Below are 13,696 nucleotides of genomic sequence, written 5' to 3'. Positions count from 1 at the left end.
TTTCTTCCCTTGCAGTCAGATGACGGTGAATGTCTTGTCGGTGGTGGTCAACAGTTCCGGGTCGCCTTGTGTGACGACCAGGGTGTCCTCGATCCTGACCCCACCCCATCCGGGTAGGTACACACCGGGCTCCACGGTGACCGCAGCACCGCATGGCAGTGTACCCGTCGAGAGTTTGCCGATTCCCGGCGCTTCGTGGATCTCGAGGCCCACGCCGTGGCCGAGTCCGTGCACGTAGTGGTCGCCGTGCCCGGCGTCGTCGATGACGGCTCGCGCCGCGGCGTCCACGTCCCGCAGCTCCATGCCCGGGGCGAGAGCGGTCCGTCCGGCGGCCTGCGCGGTGGCGACGAGGTCGTAGATGTCGCGCTGCCAGTCCGCGGCGCGGTGCAGCACGAAGGTTCGCGTCATGTCGGAGTGGTAGCCGCCGACGACGGCGCCGAAGTCGATCTTGACGAGGTCGCCGTCGGCCAGCGCGGTGTGCGTGGGCCGGTGGTGCGGAATCGCCGAGTGCGGCCCGGCGGCGACGATCGTCTCGAAGGCGATGCCGTCGGCGCCGAGGCGATACATCTCGAACTCCAGGGCGCGGGCGGCTTCGCGTTCGGTGGTTCCGGCGCGCAGGACACCGTCGGCGATGATCCGGGCCAGAGCGGCATCGCCGATCGCGCAGGCCGCGCGCAACAACGCGATCTCCCCCGCATCCTTGACGGCCCGCAGACCCTGCACGACGCCGGTGAGACCGACCAGTTCGACCCCGGAATCCTCGATCGACGCGGTCAGCGCACGGTGCCCGGCGACGGTCTCGGCATCGGCCTCGAAGCCGATACGGGCGGCACCCGCGGTCCGCGCGTGCGCAACCAGGGCCGGGACGCAGGCGCGTTCGATGACGGGCTCGACATCGGGGACCTGCGCGGCGACCTGGGTGAGGTAGCGGCCGTCGGTGGCGATCCGGTCCCCCGCGGGGTCGGACACGTCGATGAGGACTGCCGCGTTGGAACCCGTGAAGCCGGTCAGGTACCGGACGTTGACGAGGTCGGAGACGACGAACGCCGCGACCTGCGCGTCGGCACCCGAGTGGTCGCGTAGCTGGTTCCGCAGCCGGTCTCGTCGGCCGGCGGTGTCGTGGATGATCGGCACCCGAGCAACGCTACGGCGGGACGTCCGACTGTGCGAACCCGGCACGCGGAGCCGGCCACATCGACCAGGTGTGTCCGCAACCACGGCACGGATGCGTAGTATGACGCGCATGTCTTCGTGGTTGGTGCGCGGTCTGGCGATGACCGCTGTTCACGTCCTCGCCCGAATCCTGCTCGGTGTGGCAGTGGTCGAGGCCCCGCTGAACTCGACCGTGTGGCGCACCGTCGCCATCGCGGCGGTCGTCCTGGTAGCGCTGGTCTGGGGTGGTTTCGACGGTATTCGCGATGCGCGCGCCAATCCCGATCCGGACGACTACGGGGACCTCACCGTGCGCTGGCTGAAGGCCGGTGTCCTGGCCGGGGTCGCCGCCGGGCTGATCTCGTGGATCATCGGCAACACGGTCCTCGCCGGGATCGGCCAGGCCGGCCTGTTCGTCGAGCTGATCGCGGGTGCCTCGTTCACCGCTCTGCTCGTGTTCGTCCCCGCGTTCGTCGGTGCCGCCATCGGCCGCTGGTTGATCCGCCGCGAGCAGAACAAGGGCGCCGAAGACGACTGGTCGGTCCACGAGGACCGGCACGCCGACGCGGCCCGGTAACCGGTTCGCCCCTCTCCGACAGCAACGAACCCACCGCTTCGAGGCGGTGGGTTCGTTCGTCTGTCGGTTGGTGGAGTCGGACTAGAGGAGGACCGAGGTGTTCTTGCCCGCCCCGCCGGCCACCGCGGAGTAGGCGGCGGCGAGGAGGCCGGGATCGGGTCCTTCGAGCCGGCCCGGCTTCGCCAGTCCGTCGAGCACGACGAAGCGCAGCACACCCGAACGGTTCTTCTTGTCCCCCGCCATGCCCTCGAGCAGGTCGGCGAAGGCGTCCGGGTCGTAGGAGGTCGGCAGGCCCACGAGTTCGAGCACCGACCGGTGACGGTCGGCGGTCGCGTCGTCGAGACGCCCGGCCAGGCGCGCCAGTTCGGCGGCGAACACCAGGCCCACCGACACCGCGGCACCGTGACGCCAGCGGTAGCGCTCGCGTCGCTCGATCGCGTGGCCCAGGGTGTGGCCGTAGTTGAGGATCTCGCGCAGCGAGGACTCCTTCAGGTCGGCCGAGACGACGTCGGCCTTCACCTGCACCGACCGGCGGATGAGATCCGGGAGCACCGGCCCGGTCGGGTCGAGAGCGGCCTCCGGATCGGCCTCGATGATGTCGAGGATGGTCGGGTCGGCGATGAAACCGGTCTTGATGACCTCCGCGAACCCGGCCACGATCTCGTTGCGCGGCACCGTCTCGAGCGTGCCGATGTCGATCAGGACCGCGTCGGGCTCGTGGAACGACCCGACGAGGTTCTTGCCCGCCTCGGTGTTGATGCCGGTCTTGCCGCCCACCGCGGCGTCGACCATCGCCAGCAGCGTGGTCGGGACGTGGATGACCCCGATGCCGCGCATCCAGGTGGCGGCGACGAACCCGGAGAGGTCGGTGGCGGCACCGCCGCCGAGGCTGATGACCTTGTCGTTGCGCTTGAGACCGATCCGGCCGAAGACCTCCCAGCAGAACGCGGCCACCGACAGGTCCTTGCCCGCCTCGGCGTCCGGGATCTCGATGCGGTGCGCGTCGAAGCCCTTGTCCGCCAAGAATTCCCGGATCTGCTCGGCGGTCTTGTTGAGCGGGGGCTGGTACAGGATCGCGATGCGGTCGGCGCCGGCCGCGGCCGCGGCGACCTCGCCGAGCAGCCCGCGGCCGATCGTCACGTCATAGGGCGCGCCGGCATCGACGCGGATCGCAACGGGTTCGGTGTCGGTCATGGGTCTGTCCTCACATCAGTTCGCGGGCGAGTTCGGTGACGATGGCGTCGGCGACGGCCTCGGGAGCGGCGTCGGCGTCCACCTCGAAGGAGCACACCGACGAATAGGTGTCGGTGCGCTCGGCGAGAAGTTCGGCATAGCGGGCGGCCGGGTCCTCGGTGTCGAGCAGCGGCCGGTCGGTGCCGGAGACCCGCTCGTAGCCGCGTTCGGCGCTGACCCGCAGGTAGACCACACGGTGACCGGTCAGTGCATCCCGCACTCCGGCGGTGGTCACCGCACCTCCACCGAGCGACACCACCCCACTGTGGTTGTCGAGGACGTCGGTGACGACGTTCTCCTCGATCGTGCGGAACCCGTCGACGCCGTCGGAGGAGAAGATCTCGGGGATGCTGCGCCCGGTACGCCGGACCAGCTCGATGTCGGTGTCGACGAAGTCGACCCCGAGCCGGTCGGCGAGCAGACGCCCGACAGTCGACTTGCCCGCACCCATGAAGCCGATCAGCACTGCGGCGGGGCGGCGCCCCGTGGTCGGCCGCGTGGGGGTCGGCGTCTGCGTCATGGGCGCGGCGGGCGCGCGTGGACGGCTGTCAGGTAGGCGCCGAGGTTCGTGGAGGTCTCGGCGACCGAGTCGCCGCCGAACTTGTCCAGTGCCGCCTGGGCGACGACGAGCGCCACCATCGCCTCGGCGACCACACCGGCCGCGGGCACCGCGCACACGTCCGAACGCTGGTGGATCGCGCTGGCGGTCTCCCCCGTCTCCATGTCGATCGTCGACAGCGCGCGCGGCACCGTCGAGATCGGCTTCATCGCGATCCGGACGCGCAGGTCCTCGCCGTTGGTCATGCCGCCCTCGAGGCCGCCCGCGCGGTTGGTCGACCGCAGCACGCCGTCGGGTCCGGGCACCATCTCGTCGTGGGCCTCGCTGCCGCGGCGGCGGGCGGTCGTGAAGCCGTCGCCGACCTCAACTCCCTTGATGGCCTGGATGCCCATGAGAGCGGCCGCCAGGCGCGCGTCGAGCCGGGTCTCTCCGCTGACGTGCGAACCCAGTCCGACCGGCACGCCGGTGGCGACGATCTCGACGACACCGCCGAGGGTGTCGCCGTCCTTCTTGGCGGCCTCGATCTCGTCGATCATCGACTTCTCGGCGGCGGCGTCGAACGCGCGGACCGGGCTGGCGTCGATGGCCTCGAGGTCGCTGAAGCGCGGCGGCGGACCGACATAGGGATCGCTCGCGCCGATCGAGATGACGTGGGAGACGACCTCGATGCCGAGGACCTGGCGGAGGAAGTTGCGGGCGACGGTGCCCGCGGCCACGCGGGCAGCGGTCTCCCGGGCGCTGGCACGTTCGAGGACCGGACGGGCGTCGTCGAAGCCGTATTTGAGCATGCCCGAGTAGTCGGCGTGCCCGGGGCGCGGACGGGTCAGCGGCGCGTTCCGGGCGCTGCCCTCGAGTTCGGCGGGATCGACCGGGTCGGCCGCCATCACGGTCTCCCACTTGGGCCACTCGGTGTTGCCGATCTCGATGGCCACCGGGCTGCCCATCGTGCGCCCGTGGCGCACGCCACCGAGCACGGTGACCTTGTCGGCCTCGAACTTCATCCGCGCGCCCCGGCCGTAACCGAGGCGACGGCGGGCAAGCTGTTCGGCGATGTCCGACGAGGTCACCTCGACCCCGGCGACCATGCCCTCGACGAGGGCGACCAAGGCGGGTCCGTGGGATTCTCCGGCAGTTATCCAGCGCAGCACAGTGATCAATTGTTCCATGTGCCCCACGAGTGGCCGACAGCGGTCGTGGGGCGGGCGTCGTCAGAGCAGATCGGACACGACGATCAACGCGCCGACGAGCGCCGGTGCGTGCGCCCGGCCTCGCGACCGCGCCGTCGGCGATGCCTCTACCATCGTCGCGACCGGGACCGCGACCAGGGAGAGCAGTGCGGCGAGAGCCACCATGACCAGCGCGGTGTCCCAGGACAGCGTGAGACCGCCGCAGGCGAAGGCCAGTTTCACGTCACCCCCGCCGCACCACCCGGCGGCGAAGGTCAGCAGGTACGGCGCCGCGGCCGCCGCGGCGGCGAGTCCGACGGACGGCTGCGCGACCGCGCTGAGCGCCACCGCCCAGAGTCCGGGCCAGACCATCACGTTGGGGATGCGCCGGGTGCGCGCGTCGGTGACGGCGATCGTGAGCAGCCACACCGAAATCGAGAGCTCGACCATGCGCCGAGCATCGCGGCCCGGCGGGTGCCGGCGAGCGAGGTCTCCACAGCCTCAGGCGTTGGGGATGAGCACCTTCGTCATCGCCTCGCGAGGTGCCGGCAACCCGGTGAACAGCTCGACCTGACGGAACGCCTGGTTCAGCAGCATGACCAGTCCCCCGACGACGGCACCACCAGCCGCCTCGACGGCCTGCGCCAGCGGCGTCGGCCAGGGGTCGTAGATCACGTCCACGACCTTGCCCGCGTGGGCGACGGCCGGGGCGAGGATCTCGGCGGCCGGCGCGGGCACCGTCGACACCACGACGGAGGCGTCGTGACAGCGATGTTCGAGTGCGGCACCGGCCGCGAAGGCGATGACCTCACCGGCGATGCCCAGGCGGTCGCACAGGTCGAGGACCGCCGCGGCACGTCCGGCGTCGCGCGCCACGATCGAGATCGTCGAGACGCCGACCTCGGCGAGCGCCACGACGGTCGGCAGCGCCGTGCCGCCGGCGCCGATCACGACCGCATCGGGGGCGGCCCCCGCGGCGATGTCGGCGTCGACGCCCAGTGCCGCCAGCGCGCCCGTCATGCCGTCGATGTCGGTGCAGTCGGCCCGCCAGCCGTCATCGGTGCGCACCAGAGTGTTCGCCGATCCGACCAGCGCAGCACGTTCGGTCCGCTCGGTCGCGAAGTCCAGCGCGGCCAGCTTGTTCGGCATCGTCACCGAGAACCCGATGAACTCGGGTGCCGCACCCGACACGATCCCGGGCAGCTCGTCGGCCGTGCACTCGATCCGGTCGTAGGACCAGCCGTCGAGTCCGAGGGCGTGATAGGCGGCGAGATGCACCGCCGGTGACCGCGAATGGCCGATCGGCGAACCGAGCACCGCCGCCCGGCGGTTATCCCCGTACGGCGAACGGATCACCGGCATCCCGTCGACACCAGCTTGTTCTCACAGGCGACGAGGCGATTGCGCTTGTGTTCTTCGAAGGTGTTCGCGAACAACGTGGTTCCCGCCGTGTCGACGGTCACGAAGTACAGCCACGATCCCGGTGCCGGGTCGAGCATCGCCTCGAGTGCCGGGACACCGACGGCCGCGATCGGGGTCGGCGGAAGACCCTTGTAGCGGTAGGTGTTCCACTCGTTGTCGGCCTTGTAGGCCTCACCGTGCACGTCGATGTTGGTGACGGCGGCGGTGTAGTTCTGCGTCGAGTCCATCTCCAGCCGCTGATCCTCGTCGAGACGGTTGCGGATGACGCGGGCGACCTTGGGGGCGTCCTCGACGTGGCGCACCTCGCGTTCGACGATCGACGCGGCGATCAGCGTCTCGTACGGCGCCAGTCCGGACTTGTTGTTGTCCACCAGGCCCCACTGGTCGAACATCACCGCGCTCTGGGAGATCATCTCGTTGAGAATCTGCACGGCGGTGTGATCGGGTTCGACCCGTTCCCAGGTGGTCGGCGCGATGAGGCCCTCGATGCGGCGGTGGTCCCCGGTCATCGACGCCACGTTCTCCTTCGCCCACTCGGGCACCCCGAGCTCTTCGGGGGTCGCCTTCGCGGCCGCCTCCTCGAGCTGGGCCACGGTGACGCCCTCGGGCTGGCCGTTGACCTCGGTCGACGTGGCGTCCTGGATCATCTGGAAAATGCCCGGCGTGATCTTGCCGTCGATGCCGGTCTTGGAATCGAGCTGGAGACCCGGCGGGATCACCACGCGCCCGACGCGGTGCTGGGCGCTGTCGTCGGTGAGCATCTCCACGGCGGTCGACGCCGGGATCTGGGTCCTCATCTTGTAGAGCCCACCCGACATCGGCTGACCGTCCGCGGCGTCGATGAAGGCACGCACACTGCCGACGACATCGGCGTCGACCAGGATGCGCCCGAAGTCGGCGAGGGTCGAGTTCTCGGGGATGTCGACGATCACGTCGCCGGCGCCCGCCGTGGTGGTGTAGTCCTTACGCGACTCCAGAACCCCGGTTGCACGCAGACCGTAGTATCCGACACCGCCGACGAGCGCGAGCATGAACACGACAGCGAGCGCCAGAATCACCCGGCGTTTCTTCTGGTTCGCGCGGGAGCGTCGTCGCGGGCGCCGTGATGCCGGTGCCGGCTCGACGTCGTCGGCGCCCGGCCACCAGTCCTCCTCGTCGCGACCGCCGTGTCCGCGCCGGCCGTCCGGCACGGGTTCGGTGTACGCGGGGTCGGTGTACGCGGAGTCGGAGTACGCGGACTCCTGATTGTCGACGTCGCTGAACTCGCGCTCGTCGTAGCGTGGTTCGAGGTACTCGGGTTCGGCCTGCGGCAGCTGGGGTTCGGCCTGCCGCAGCTCGGGCTCGGCGTCGGCCGCCTCGTGAGAGGGCGTGGGCGGAGGGGGCGGCGGCGCGGGCCGGCGCGGAGCGACCGGCGGCGGAGGTGCCGCCTGGGCACGCGGAGGCCGCGGGGGCTGTCCGCCCGGCGGGATCCGGACGGGCGTCGCACGCCGGGGGGCGCCGACCTGACCGGCCGTGCCACCCTGAGGCGGGTTCGCGAGGTCACCGGGCTGGCCGAGCTGTCCCGTACGCCGATGACGATGCCGTGTGTTGGGCGATCCCTCGGCCGGCTGCGTGAAATACCGCAGACGTTCCGGATCCATGCCCTCGGCACGACCGCCATGGTTGTCCCGGTGTCGCGTACGACGCCGTTCTTCGGTCACCGCCGGTTCCCCTCCCGACTCTGTCGAGGGACCATCGGACTCACCGTCGCGCATCCAGCCATCCCTGAAGGATAGCGACCGCGGCCGCCTGATCGATGACCCCTCGTGACGACTTCACCGACCGGCCGCTCGCGTGCAGCGCCTGCTGCGCGGTCACGGTGGTGAAACGTTCATCCTGCCAATGCACTTCGGCCGGCGCGATGCGCTCGGCGAGCCGGTCACCGAAGGCGCGCGCGGTCTCCGCGGCCACCCCGGTCGTGTTCTTCAGCGTCTTCGGCAGCCCGATGACGACGCCGATCGCCTCGTACTCGTTCACCAGGTCCACGATCCGGTCGAGATCGGTTGCGGCCGAAGGGGTTCGGCGGACCGTCTCGACCGGTGTGGCGAGGATGCCGTCGGGGTCGCACACCGAGACACCGATCCGGACACTCCCGACGTCGATGCCGAGCCGGCGACCGCGTCGGGGCGACGGGCCCTGATCTGAAGGCATCAGCCGACGAACTCGCGGATACGCGACAGGGCGGCATCGACACCGCCGGGTTCGGTTCCCGATCCCTGGGCGAGGTCGGGCTTGCCACCTCCACGGCCACCGACGAGCGGCGCCACCTCCTTGACGAGGTCGCCGGCCTTGATACCTGCGTCGCGGGCCGCGGCGGTCGTGGCGATCACGAACGGCACCTTGGCATCCGGTCCCTCACCGTTCGGCGAGAAGATGGCGATCACGGCCTGGCGGTCGGCGACCCGGCCACGCAGGTCGGTGACGACCGAACGCAGTCCGTTGGCGTCGAGCCCGGGGACCCGGCCCTCGACGACGAGCGTGGAGCCGATGGTGGTCGCGGTGTCGAGGAGACCGGAAACGGCCGCCTGAGCCTGTTCGGCACGCACCCGTGCGAGTTCCTTCTCGGCGTCGCGCAGCTTGGTGACGAGCTGCTCGACGCGGCCGGGCACCTGCTCGGACGGCACCTTCAGCGACGACGACAGCCCGGCGAGCAGCGCTCGCTCCTTCGACAGGAAACGGAACGAGTCCATGCCGACGTAAGCCTCGACACGGCGCACCCCGGAACCGACGGAGGACTCACCGATCAGCGTGATCGGACCGATCTGCGACGACGACACGACATGCGTGCCACCGCACAGCTCCATCGAGAACGGGCCGCCGATCTCGACGACGCGGACGACATCGCCGTAGTTCTCGCCGAAGAGCGCCAGCGCGCCCATCGCCTTGGCCTCGGTGAGTCCGGTCTCGAAAGTGTTGACCTGATAGTTGGCCTCGACGGCCGCGTTGGCGATCTCCTCGATCTCCCGACGCTGGGACTCGGTCACCGGGCCGCGGGCGTTGAAGTCGAAACGCAGGTAGCCCGGGCGGTTCAGCGAACCGGCCTGCGTCGCACCGGGTCCGAGCACCTCGCGCAGGGCGGCGTGCACCATGTGCGTGCCCGAGTGGCCCTGCGTCGCTCCGTGGCGCCACGCGGTGTCGACGGCGGCGAGGACCTCGTCGCCCTCCTCGATCTCGCCCTCGTCCACCCGAACCTTGTGCAGCCACACCGACTTTCCGACCTTCTGCACGTCGGTGACCGAGAGGCGCACACCGGAACCGGTGGTGATGGTGCCGACGTCGGCCATCTGGCCACCCGACTCGGCATAGAGCGGGGTGCGGTCGAGCACGAGGGTGAGTTCCTGCCCGGCGGTCGCCACGGGCACACGTGCGCCGTCGGCGACGAGTCCGAGGACGCGCGCCTCGGAGACGAGTTCGTCGAAGCCGGTGAACTCGGTGGGTCCGCGGTCGAGGAAGTCGCGGTACACGCTCAGGTCGGCGTGCCCGGTCTTGCGCGCCGTGGCATCGGCCTTGGCGCGCTGCTTCTGCTCGGCCATCAGGGCGGTGAAGCCCTCCTGGTCCACCGACAGCCCGGCCTCGGCGGCCATCTCGAGCGTGAGGTCGATCGGGAAGCCGTACGTGTCGTGCAGGGTGAACGCGTCGGCGCCGGTGATGGTGGTGCTCGAAGACTTCCTGGTGGCGGTCGCCGCGTCGGCGAACAGCTTGGAACCGGCGGCCAGCGTCTTGGCGAAGGAGGTCTCCTCGCCCACCGCGACGTCCACGATGTGGGTGCGCTCGGTCTCGAGTTCCGGATACGACGGTGCCATCAGGTCGATGACCTTGCCGATGATCGCGCCCATGGTGGCCTGGTTGTCCCCGGCCCCCAGCAGACGCATCGACCGCACGACGCGGCGCAGCAGGCGACGCAGCACGTAGCCGCGGCCGTCGTTGCCGGGCAGCACGCCGTCACCGATCAGCATCGCCGAGGTACGGGCGTGGTCGGCGATCACGCGGAAGCGCACATCGTCGGCATGCGAGCCGGCGCCGTAGGCGCGGCCGGTGAGTTCGGCGGCCAGATCGATGATCGGCTTGAGCAGGTCGGTCTCGTAGACGTTGTCGACGCCCTGCAGGATGCAGGCGACGCGCTCGACGCCCATGCCGGTGTCGATGTTCTTCTTGGGCAGGGGCCCGAGGATCTCGTAATTGTCCTTGCCACCCCCCGGACCACGCACGTTCTGCATGAACACGAGATTCCAGATCTCGATGTAGCGGTCCTCGTCGGCCTCCGGGCCGCCTTCGACGCCGTATTCGGGGCCGCGGTCGTAGAAGATCTCCGAACACGGACCGCATGGACCGGGGACGCCCATCGACCAGTAGTTGTCCTTCAGGCCGCGACGCTGGATGCGCTCGGCGGGCACGCCGATCTCGTCCCGCCAGATGGCCTCGGCCTCGTCGTCGTCGAGATAGACGGTGGGCCACAGCTTCTGCGGATCGATGCCGTAGCCGCCGTCATCCACGCTGTTTGTCAGCAGGGTCCACGCGAAGTTGATGGCCTCGCGCTTGAAGTAGTCACCGAAGGCGAAGTTGCCCGCCATCTGGAAGAAGGTGTTGTGGCGGGTGGTGATGCCGACCTCGTCGATGTCGAGGGTGCGGACACACTTCTGGACGCTGGTCGCGCGGGAGTACGGCGGGGTCTGCTCGCCCAGGAAGTACGGCTTGAACGGAACCATGCCGGCGTTGACGAACAGCAGGTTGGGGTCGTCGAGCAACAGCGAGGCGCTGGGCACCTCGGTGTGGCCGGCCTTGATGAAGTGGTCCAGAAAACGCTTCCGGATGTCATGCGTCTGCACTGTTGGTCTTGTCCTCGCCGTTGGTTGTCGCGACATCCCAGAGTACCGTCGGCGCGTCGCGGAACCGGTCCCGGTACGTCATCCCCGCCGTGATCAGCGGGATCGGCGACGTGTGACGGCACCCCGGACGATGGATCTCAGGCGTGCGACGCGCGGCCCGATCTCGCGTTCGAGCCCGTGATCGGTGGGCTCGTAGTAGTCGACGCCGACGAGTTCGTCCGGCGCGTACTGCTGGGCCACCACCCCGTCCGGATGGTCGTGCGGGTACTGGTAGGCGACGCCGTTGCCGAGTTTCTTGGCCCCTGCGTAGTGGCTGTCGCGCAGGTGGGCGGGTACCGCTCGGGCCTTGCCGGCCTCGACGTCGGCGAGCGCGGCGCCGATCGCCGACACCACTCCGGCCGACTTGGGTGCGGTCGCCAGATGGATGGTGGCCTGGGTCAGTGCCAGCTTGGCCTCGGGCATGCCGACGAGGTTGACCACCTGCGCGGCGGCCACCGCGGTCTGCAGCGCGGTGGGATCGGCCATGCCGATGTCCTCGCTGGCGTGGATCATCAGGCGTCTCGCGATGAAGCGCGGGTCCTCCCCCGCCGCGATCATCCGCGCCAGATAGTGCACGGCGGCATCGACGTCGGAACCGCGGATCGACTTGATGAACGCGCTGGTCACGTCGTAATGCTGGTCGCCGTCGCGGTCGTAGCGCACCGCCGCGCGGTCGATGGCCGTCTCGACGTCGGCGAGGTCGACCCGGGTGGTCGAGTCGGCACTCGCCTCGAGCGCCGTCAGCGCCCGGCGGGCGTCGCCGCCGGCGACCGCCACCAGGTGGTCGTACGCGGCGTCGGTCACCTCCACCTGCCCGTCGAGGCCGCGCGGGTCGGCGACGGCCCGGGTGAGCACCTCACGGATGTCGTCGTCGGTGAGCGACCGCAACTGGAGCACCAGCGACCGCGACAGCAGGGGCGCGACGACAGAGAACGACGGGTTCTCGGTGGTCGCCGCCACGAGCAGCACGATGCGGTTCTCCACCGCGTCGAGCAGCGCGTCCTGCTGGGTCTTGGAGAAGCGATGGACCTCGTCGATGAACAGGACCGTCTGCTGGCCCTCGATCAGGCGGCGCCTCGCCACGTCGATGACGGCGCGCACCTCCTTGACGCCCGCGGACAGCGCCGACAGCGCCTCGAACCGGCCGCCGGTCGCGCGGGCGATCAGCGACGCCATCGTCGTCTTGCCGGTGCCGGGCGGGCCGTAGAGCAGCACCGATGCCGCACCGACCCCGCTGATCAGTCGCCGCAGCGGCGAACCGTCGCCGAGCAGGTGCTGCTGGCCGACGATCTCGTCGAGGGTCTGTGGGCGCATCCGGACCGCGAGCGGTGCGGTCGGTGACGGCGCCGCGGTCAGTCCGTTGGCGCCGGGCGTCGGCACACCGGCTCCGGCCCGGGGGTCCACGGGCGGGTCGAACAATCCGTCCACGAGCCGATCAGGCCATCCAGATGCGCTGCAACGCGAGGCCCGTTGCAGTCGCGAAATCGGCGATCGCGTCCTCACCGGCACGGCCGGCGGCTGCCGCGAGATCGGTCCAGCGGGACACGAGGACGCGCGGATCGTTCGTGTGCAGCGCCCAGTCGTGGGTGAATCCGCCACTCTCGATCGGGGTACCCACCGGGTCGAACGGGGGCATCTCCAGGCTCGCGTCGGCGTCCTGACCGATCGCGGACTCCGGGTCGACCAGGTCGGTGTCGGCAGGCAGCATCCAGGCGGTCGACAGCCACACCCACAGCAGCCGGGCGACGAGCACCTTGCGCTGCATCTCGCGCTCGTGTGCGAGGGCCGGCCAGATCGGGTTCACCTCGGAGCGCCAGGCGTCGACCATCGACACCTCGAGGTCGGTGGCTCGGGACGCGGCGCGCGCGGGCAGCTGCGCGGTCATGGTGACCACTGCGTAGGCGATGTCGAGCGTGGCGTCGCGGAACCCGCCCCACTCGTAGTCCATGAACTGCACGCCGTCGTCGTTGAGCATGATGTTCTCGGGACCGACGTCCGACGGGCTGAACGCGCGGTGCTCGCCGTCGTCGAACAGGGCGGCGGCGGTCTCGAGCGCCTCGAGAACCCGATCCGGCACCTGCACGCCGAGCGCGGCGGCGTGTCCGGAGAGCGCATCGACCGAGCGTCTGGCCTCGTCACGGAGGATGTCGCGCCCCTCGGTACCCGACGGGCCGCGGCGGACCAGCGCCTGGAAGTCGATCTCGCCGCCGACGGTCGCCGCGTGCATGCGGCCCAGGGCCTGACCCCAGGCGCTCACCGCGCGGGAGGTCTCCACCGGGTCGTCGCCGTCGAGGAACTCCATCATCGACCGGCCGTGACCGAGATCAGAGAGAACCATCAGGCGCAGGTCGGGGTCGGAGGCGATGAGCTGCGGGCCCGGTCGCGATTCGTTCGGGAGCGCGGTGGCGTACTTGTACGACGCGATCTCGCGGTGGAAGGCCTGCGGGTCCTCGTGCTCGGGCAACGCCTTGATCACCAGCGAACGGTCCATGCTGAGGGGGTTCTGCGCCACCCGCACCCGAACGACCGTCGTACGGCCGCTACCTCCGAGGTCCTCGGGGTCGTCGAGGACTACCGAGGAACCGGCGCGGTGTGACAGCAGCGCCTCTGCCGCCCGCACCACGCTGGTGATGCGGCTTTCAGTAATGACCGTCATGGCGTATCCCAAGGTACCCGTTGCAAC

At 70.1% G+C, this 13,696-nt stretch carries 12 protein-coding genes; 1 reads left to right on the top strand and 11 read right to left on the bottom strand.

Features of this window, described 5'->3' with window-relative positions:
- Positions 1-15 precede the first annotated feature (15 nt).
- A complete protein-coding gene (locus BPODLACK_RS15305) occupies positions 16-1,134 on the bottom strand; it encodes a M24 family metallopeptidase (RefSeq protein ID WP_096273926.1) in 1,119 nt (372 codons plus the stop codon).
- A 109-nt stretch (positions 1,135-1,243) separates the two neighbouring features.
- Between BPODLACK_RS15305 and BPODLACK_RS15300 the strand changes: the two genes are divergently transcribed.
- A complete protein-coding gene (locus BPODLACK_RS15300) occupies positions 1,244-1,729 on the top strand; it encodes a B-4DMT family transporter (protein WP_096274953.1) in 486 nt (161 codons plus the stop codon).
- A gap of 81 nt (positions 1,730-1,810) precedes the next feature.
- Here BPODLACK_RS15300 and aroB read toward each other — a convergent pair whose 3' ends face one another.
- From aroB to BPODLACK_RS15250, 10 genes are all read right to left on the bottom strand, one after another.
- Positions 1,811-2,923, bottom strand: coding sequence for a 3-dehydroquinate synthase (gene aroB, locus BPODLACK_RS15295; protein WP_096273924.1), 1,113 nt, complete (start codon positions 2,921-2,923; stop codon positions 1,811-1,813).
- Positions 2,924-2,933: 10 nt separating this feature from the next.
- Positions 2,934-3,482 (bottom strand): shikimate kinase, encoded by a 549-nt coding sequence (locus BPODLACK_RS15290; protein ID WP_096273922.1) that lies wholly within the window; start codon positions 3,480-3,482, stop codon positions 2,934-2,936.
- Complete coding sequence (aroC, locus tag BPODLACK_RS15285) at positions 3,479-4,687, bottom strand: chorismate synthase (RefSeq protein WP_040004723.1); 1,209 nt, start codon at positions 4,685-4,687, stop codon at positions 3,479-3,481. Before aroC ends, BPODLACK_RS15290 begins: the two co-directional genes overlap by 4 nt.
- Positions 4,688-4,729: 42 nt before the next feature.
- The gene (locus BPODLACK_RS15280; protein ID WP_159405587.1) at positions 4,730-5,137 is read right to left on the bottom strand and encodes an A24 family peptidase; all 408 of its coding nucleotides are present in this window, start codon (positions 5,135-5,137) and stop codon (positions 4,730-4,732) included.
- A 51-nt stretch (positions 5,138-5,188) separates the two neighbouring features.
- On the bottom strand, positions 5,189-6,049 hold the full coding sequence (locus tag BPODLACK_RS15275) for a shikimate dehydrogenase (RefSeq protein ID WP_442903275.1): 861 nt from the start codon (positions 6,047-6,049) through the stop codon (positions 5,189-5,191).
- Positions 6,040-7,863, bottom strand: coding sequence for an endolytic transglycosylase MltG (mltG, locus tag BPODLACK_RS15270; protein ID WP_159405586.1), 1,824 nt, complete (start codon positions 7,861-7,863; stop codon positions 6,040-6,042). The genes BPODLACK_RS15275 and mltG overlap by 10 nt, the downstream gene beginning before the upstream one ends.
- The gene (gene ruvX, locus BPODLACK_RS15265) at positions 7,850-8,299 is read right to left on the bottom strand and encodes a Holliday junction resolvase RuvX (RefSeq protein WP_006436319.1); all 450 of its coding nucleotides are present in this window, start codon (positions 8,297-8,299) and stop codon (positions 7,850-7,852) included. The genes mltG and ruvX overlap by 14 nt, the downstream gene beginning before the upstream one ends.
- The gene (gene alaS, locus BPODLACK_RS15260; protein WP_159405585.1) at positions 8,299-10,974 is read right to left on the bottom strand and encodes an alanine--tRNA ligase; all 2,676 of its coding nucleotides are present in this window, start codon (positions 10,972-10,974) and stop codon (positions 8,299-8,301) included. Before alaS ends, ruvX begins: the two co-directional genes overlap by 1 nt.
- Positions 10,975-11,067: 93 nt before the next feature.
- The gene (locus BPODLACK_RS15255) at positions 11,068-12,441 is read right to left on the bottom strand and encodes a replication-associated recombination protein A (protein WP_006436321.1); all 1,374 of its coding nucleotides are present in this window, start codon (positions 12,439-12,441) and stop codon (positions 11,068-11,070) included.
- A gap of 7 nt (positions 12,442-12,448) precedes the next feature.
- Positions 12,449-13,669 carry a hypothetical protein gene (locus tag BPODLACK_RS15250; RefSeq protein WP_159405584.1) on the bottom strand — a complete coding sequence of 407 codons (1,221 nt, stop codon included), beginning with the start codon at positions 13,667-13,669 and terminating at the stop codon, positions 12,449-12,451.
- Positions 13,670-13,696: the final 27 nt, after the last annotated feature.

The organism is Gordonia sp. YY1, from assembly GCF_009872315.1.
GTDB classification, from domain to species: domain Bacteria; phylum Actinomycetota; class Actinomycetes; order Mycobacteriales; family Mycobacteriaceae; genus Gordonia; species Gordonia amicalis.
The sequence above is the reverse complement of the archived record's forward strand: the minus strand, read 5'-3'. Positions and strand labels throughout refer to the sequence as shown.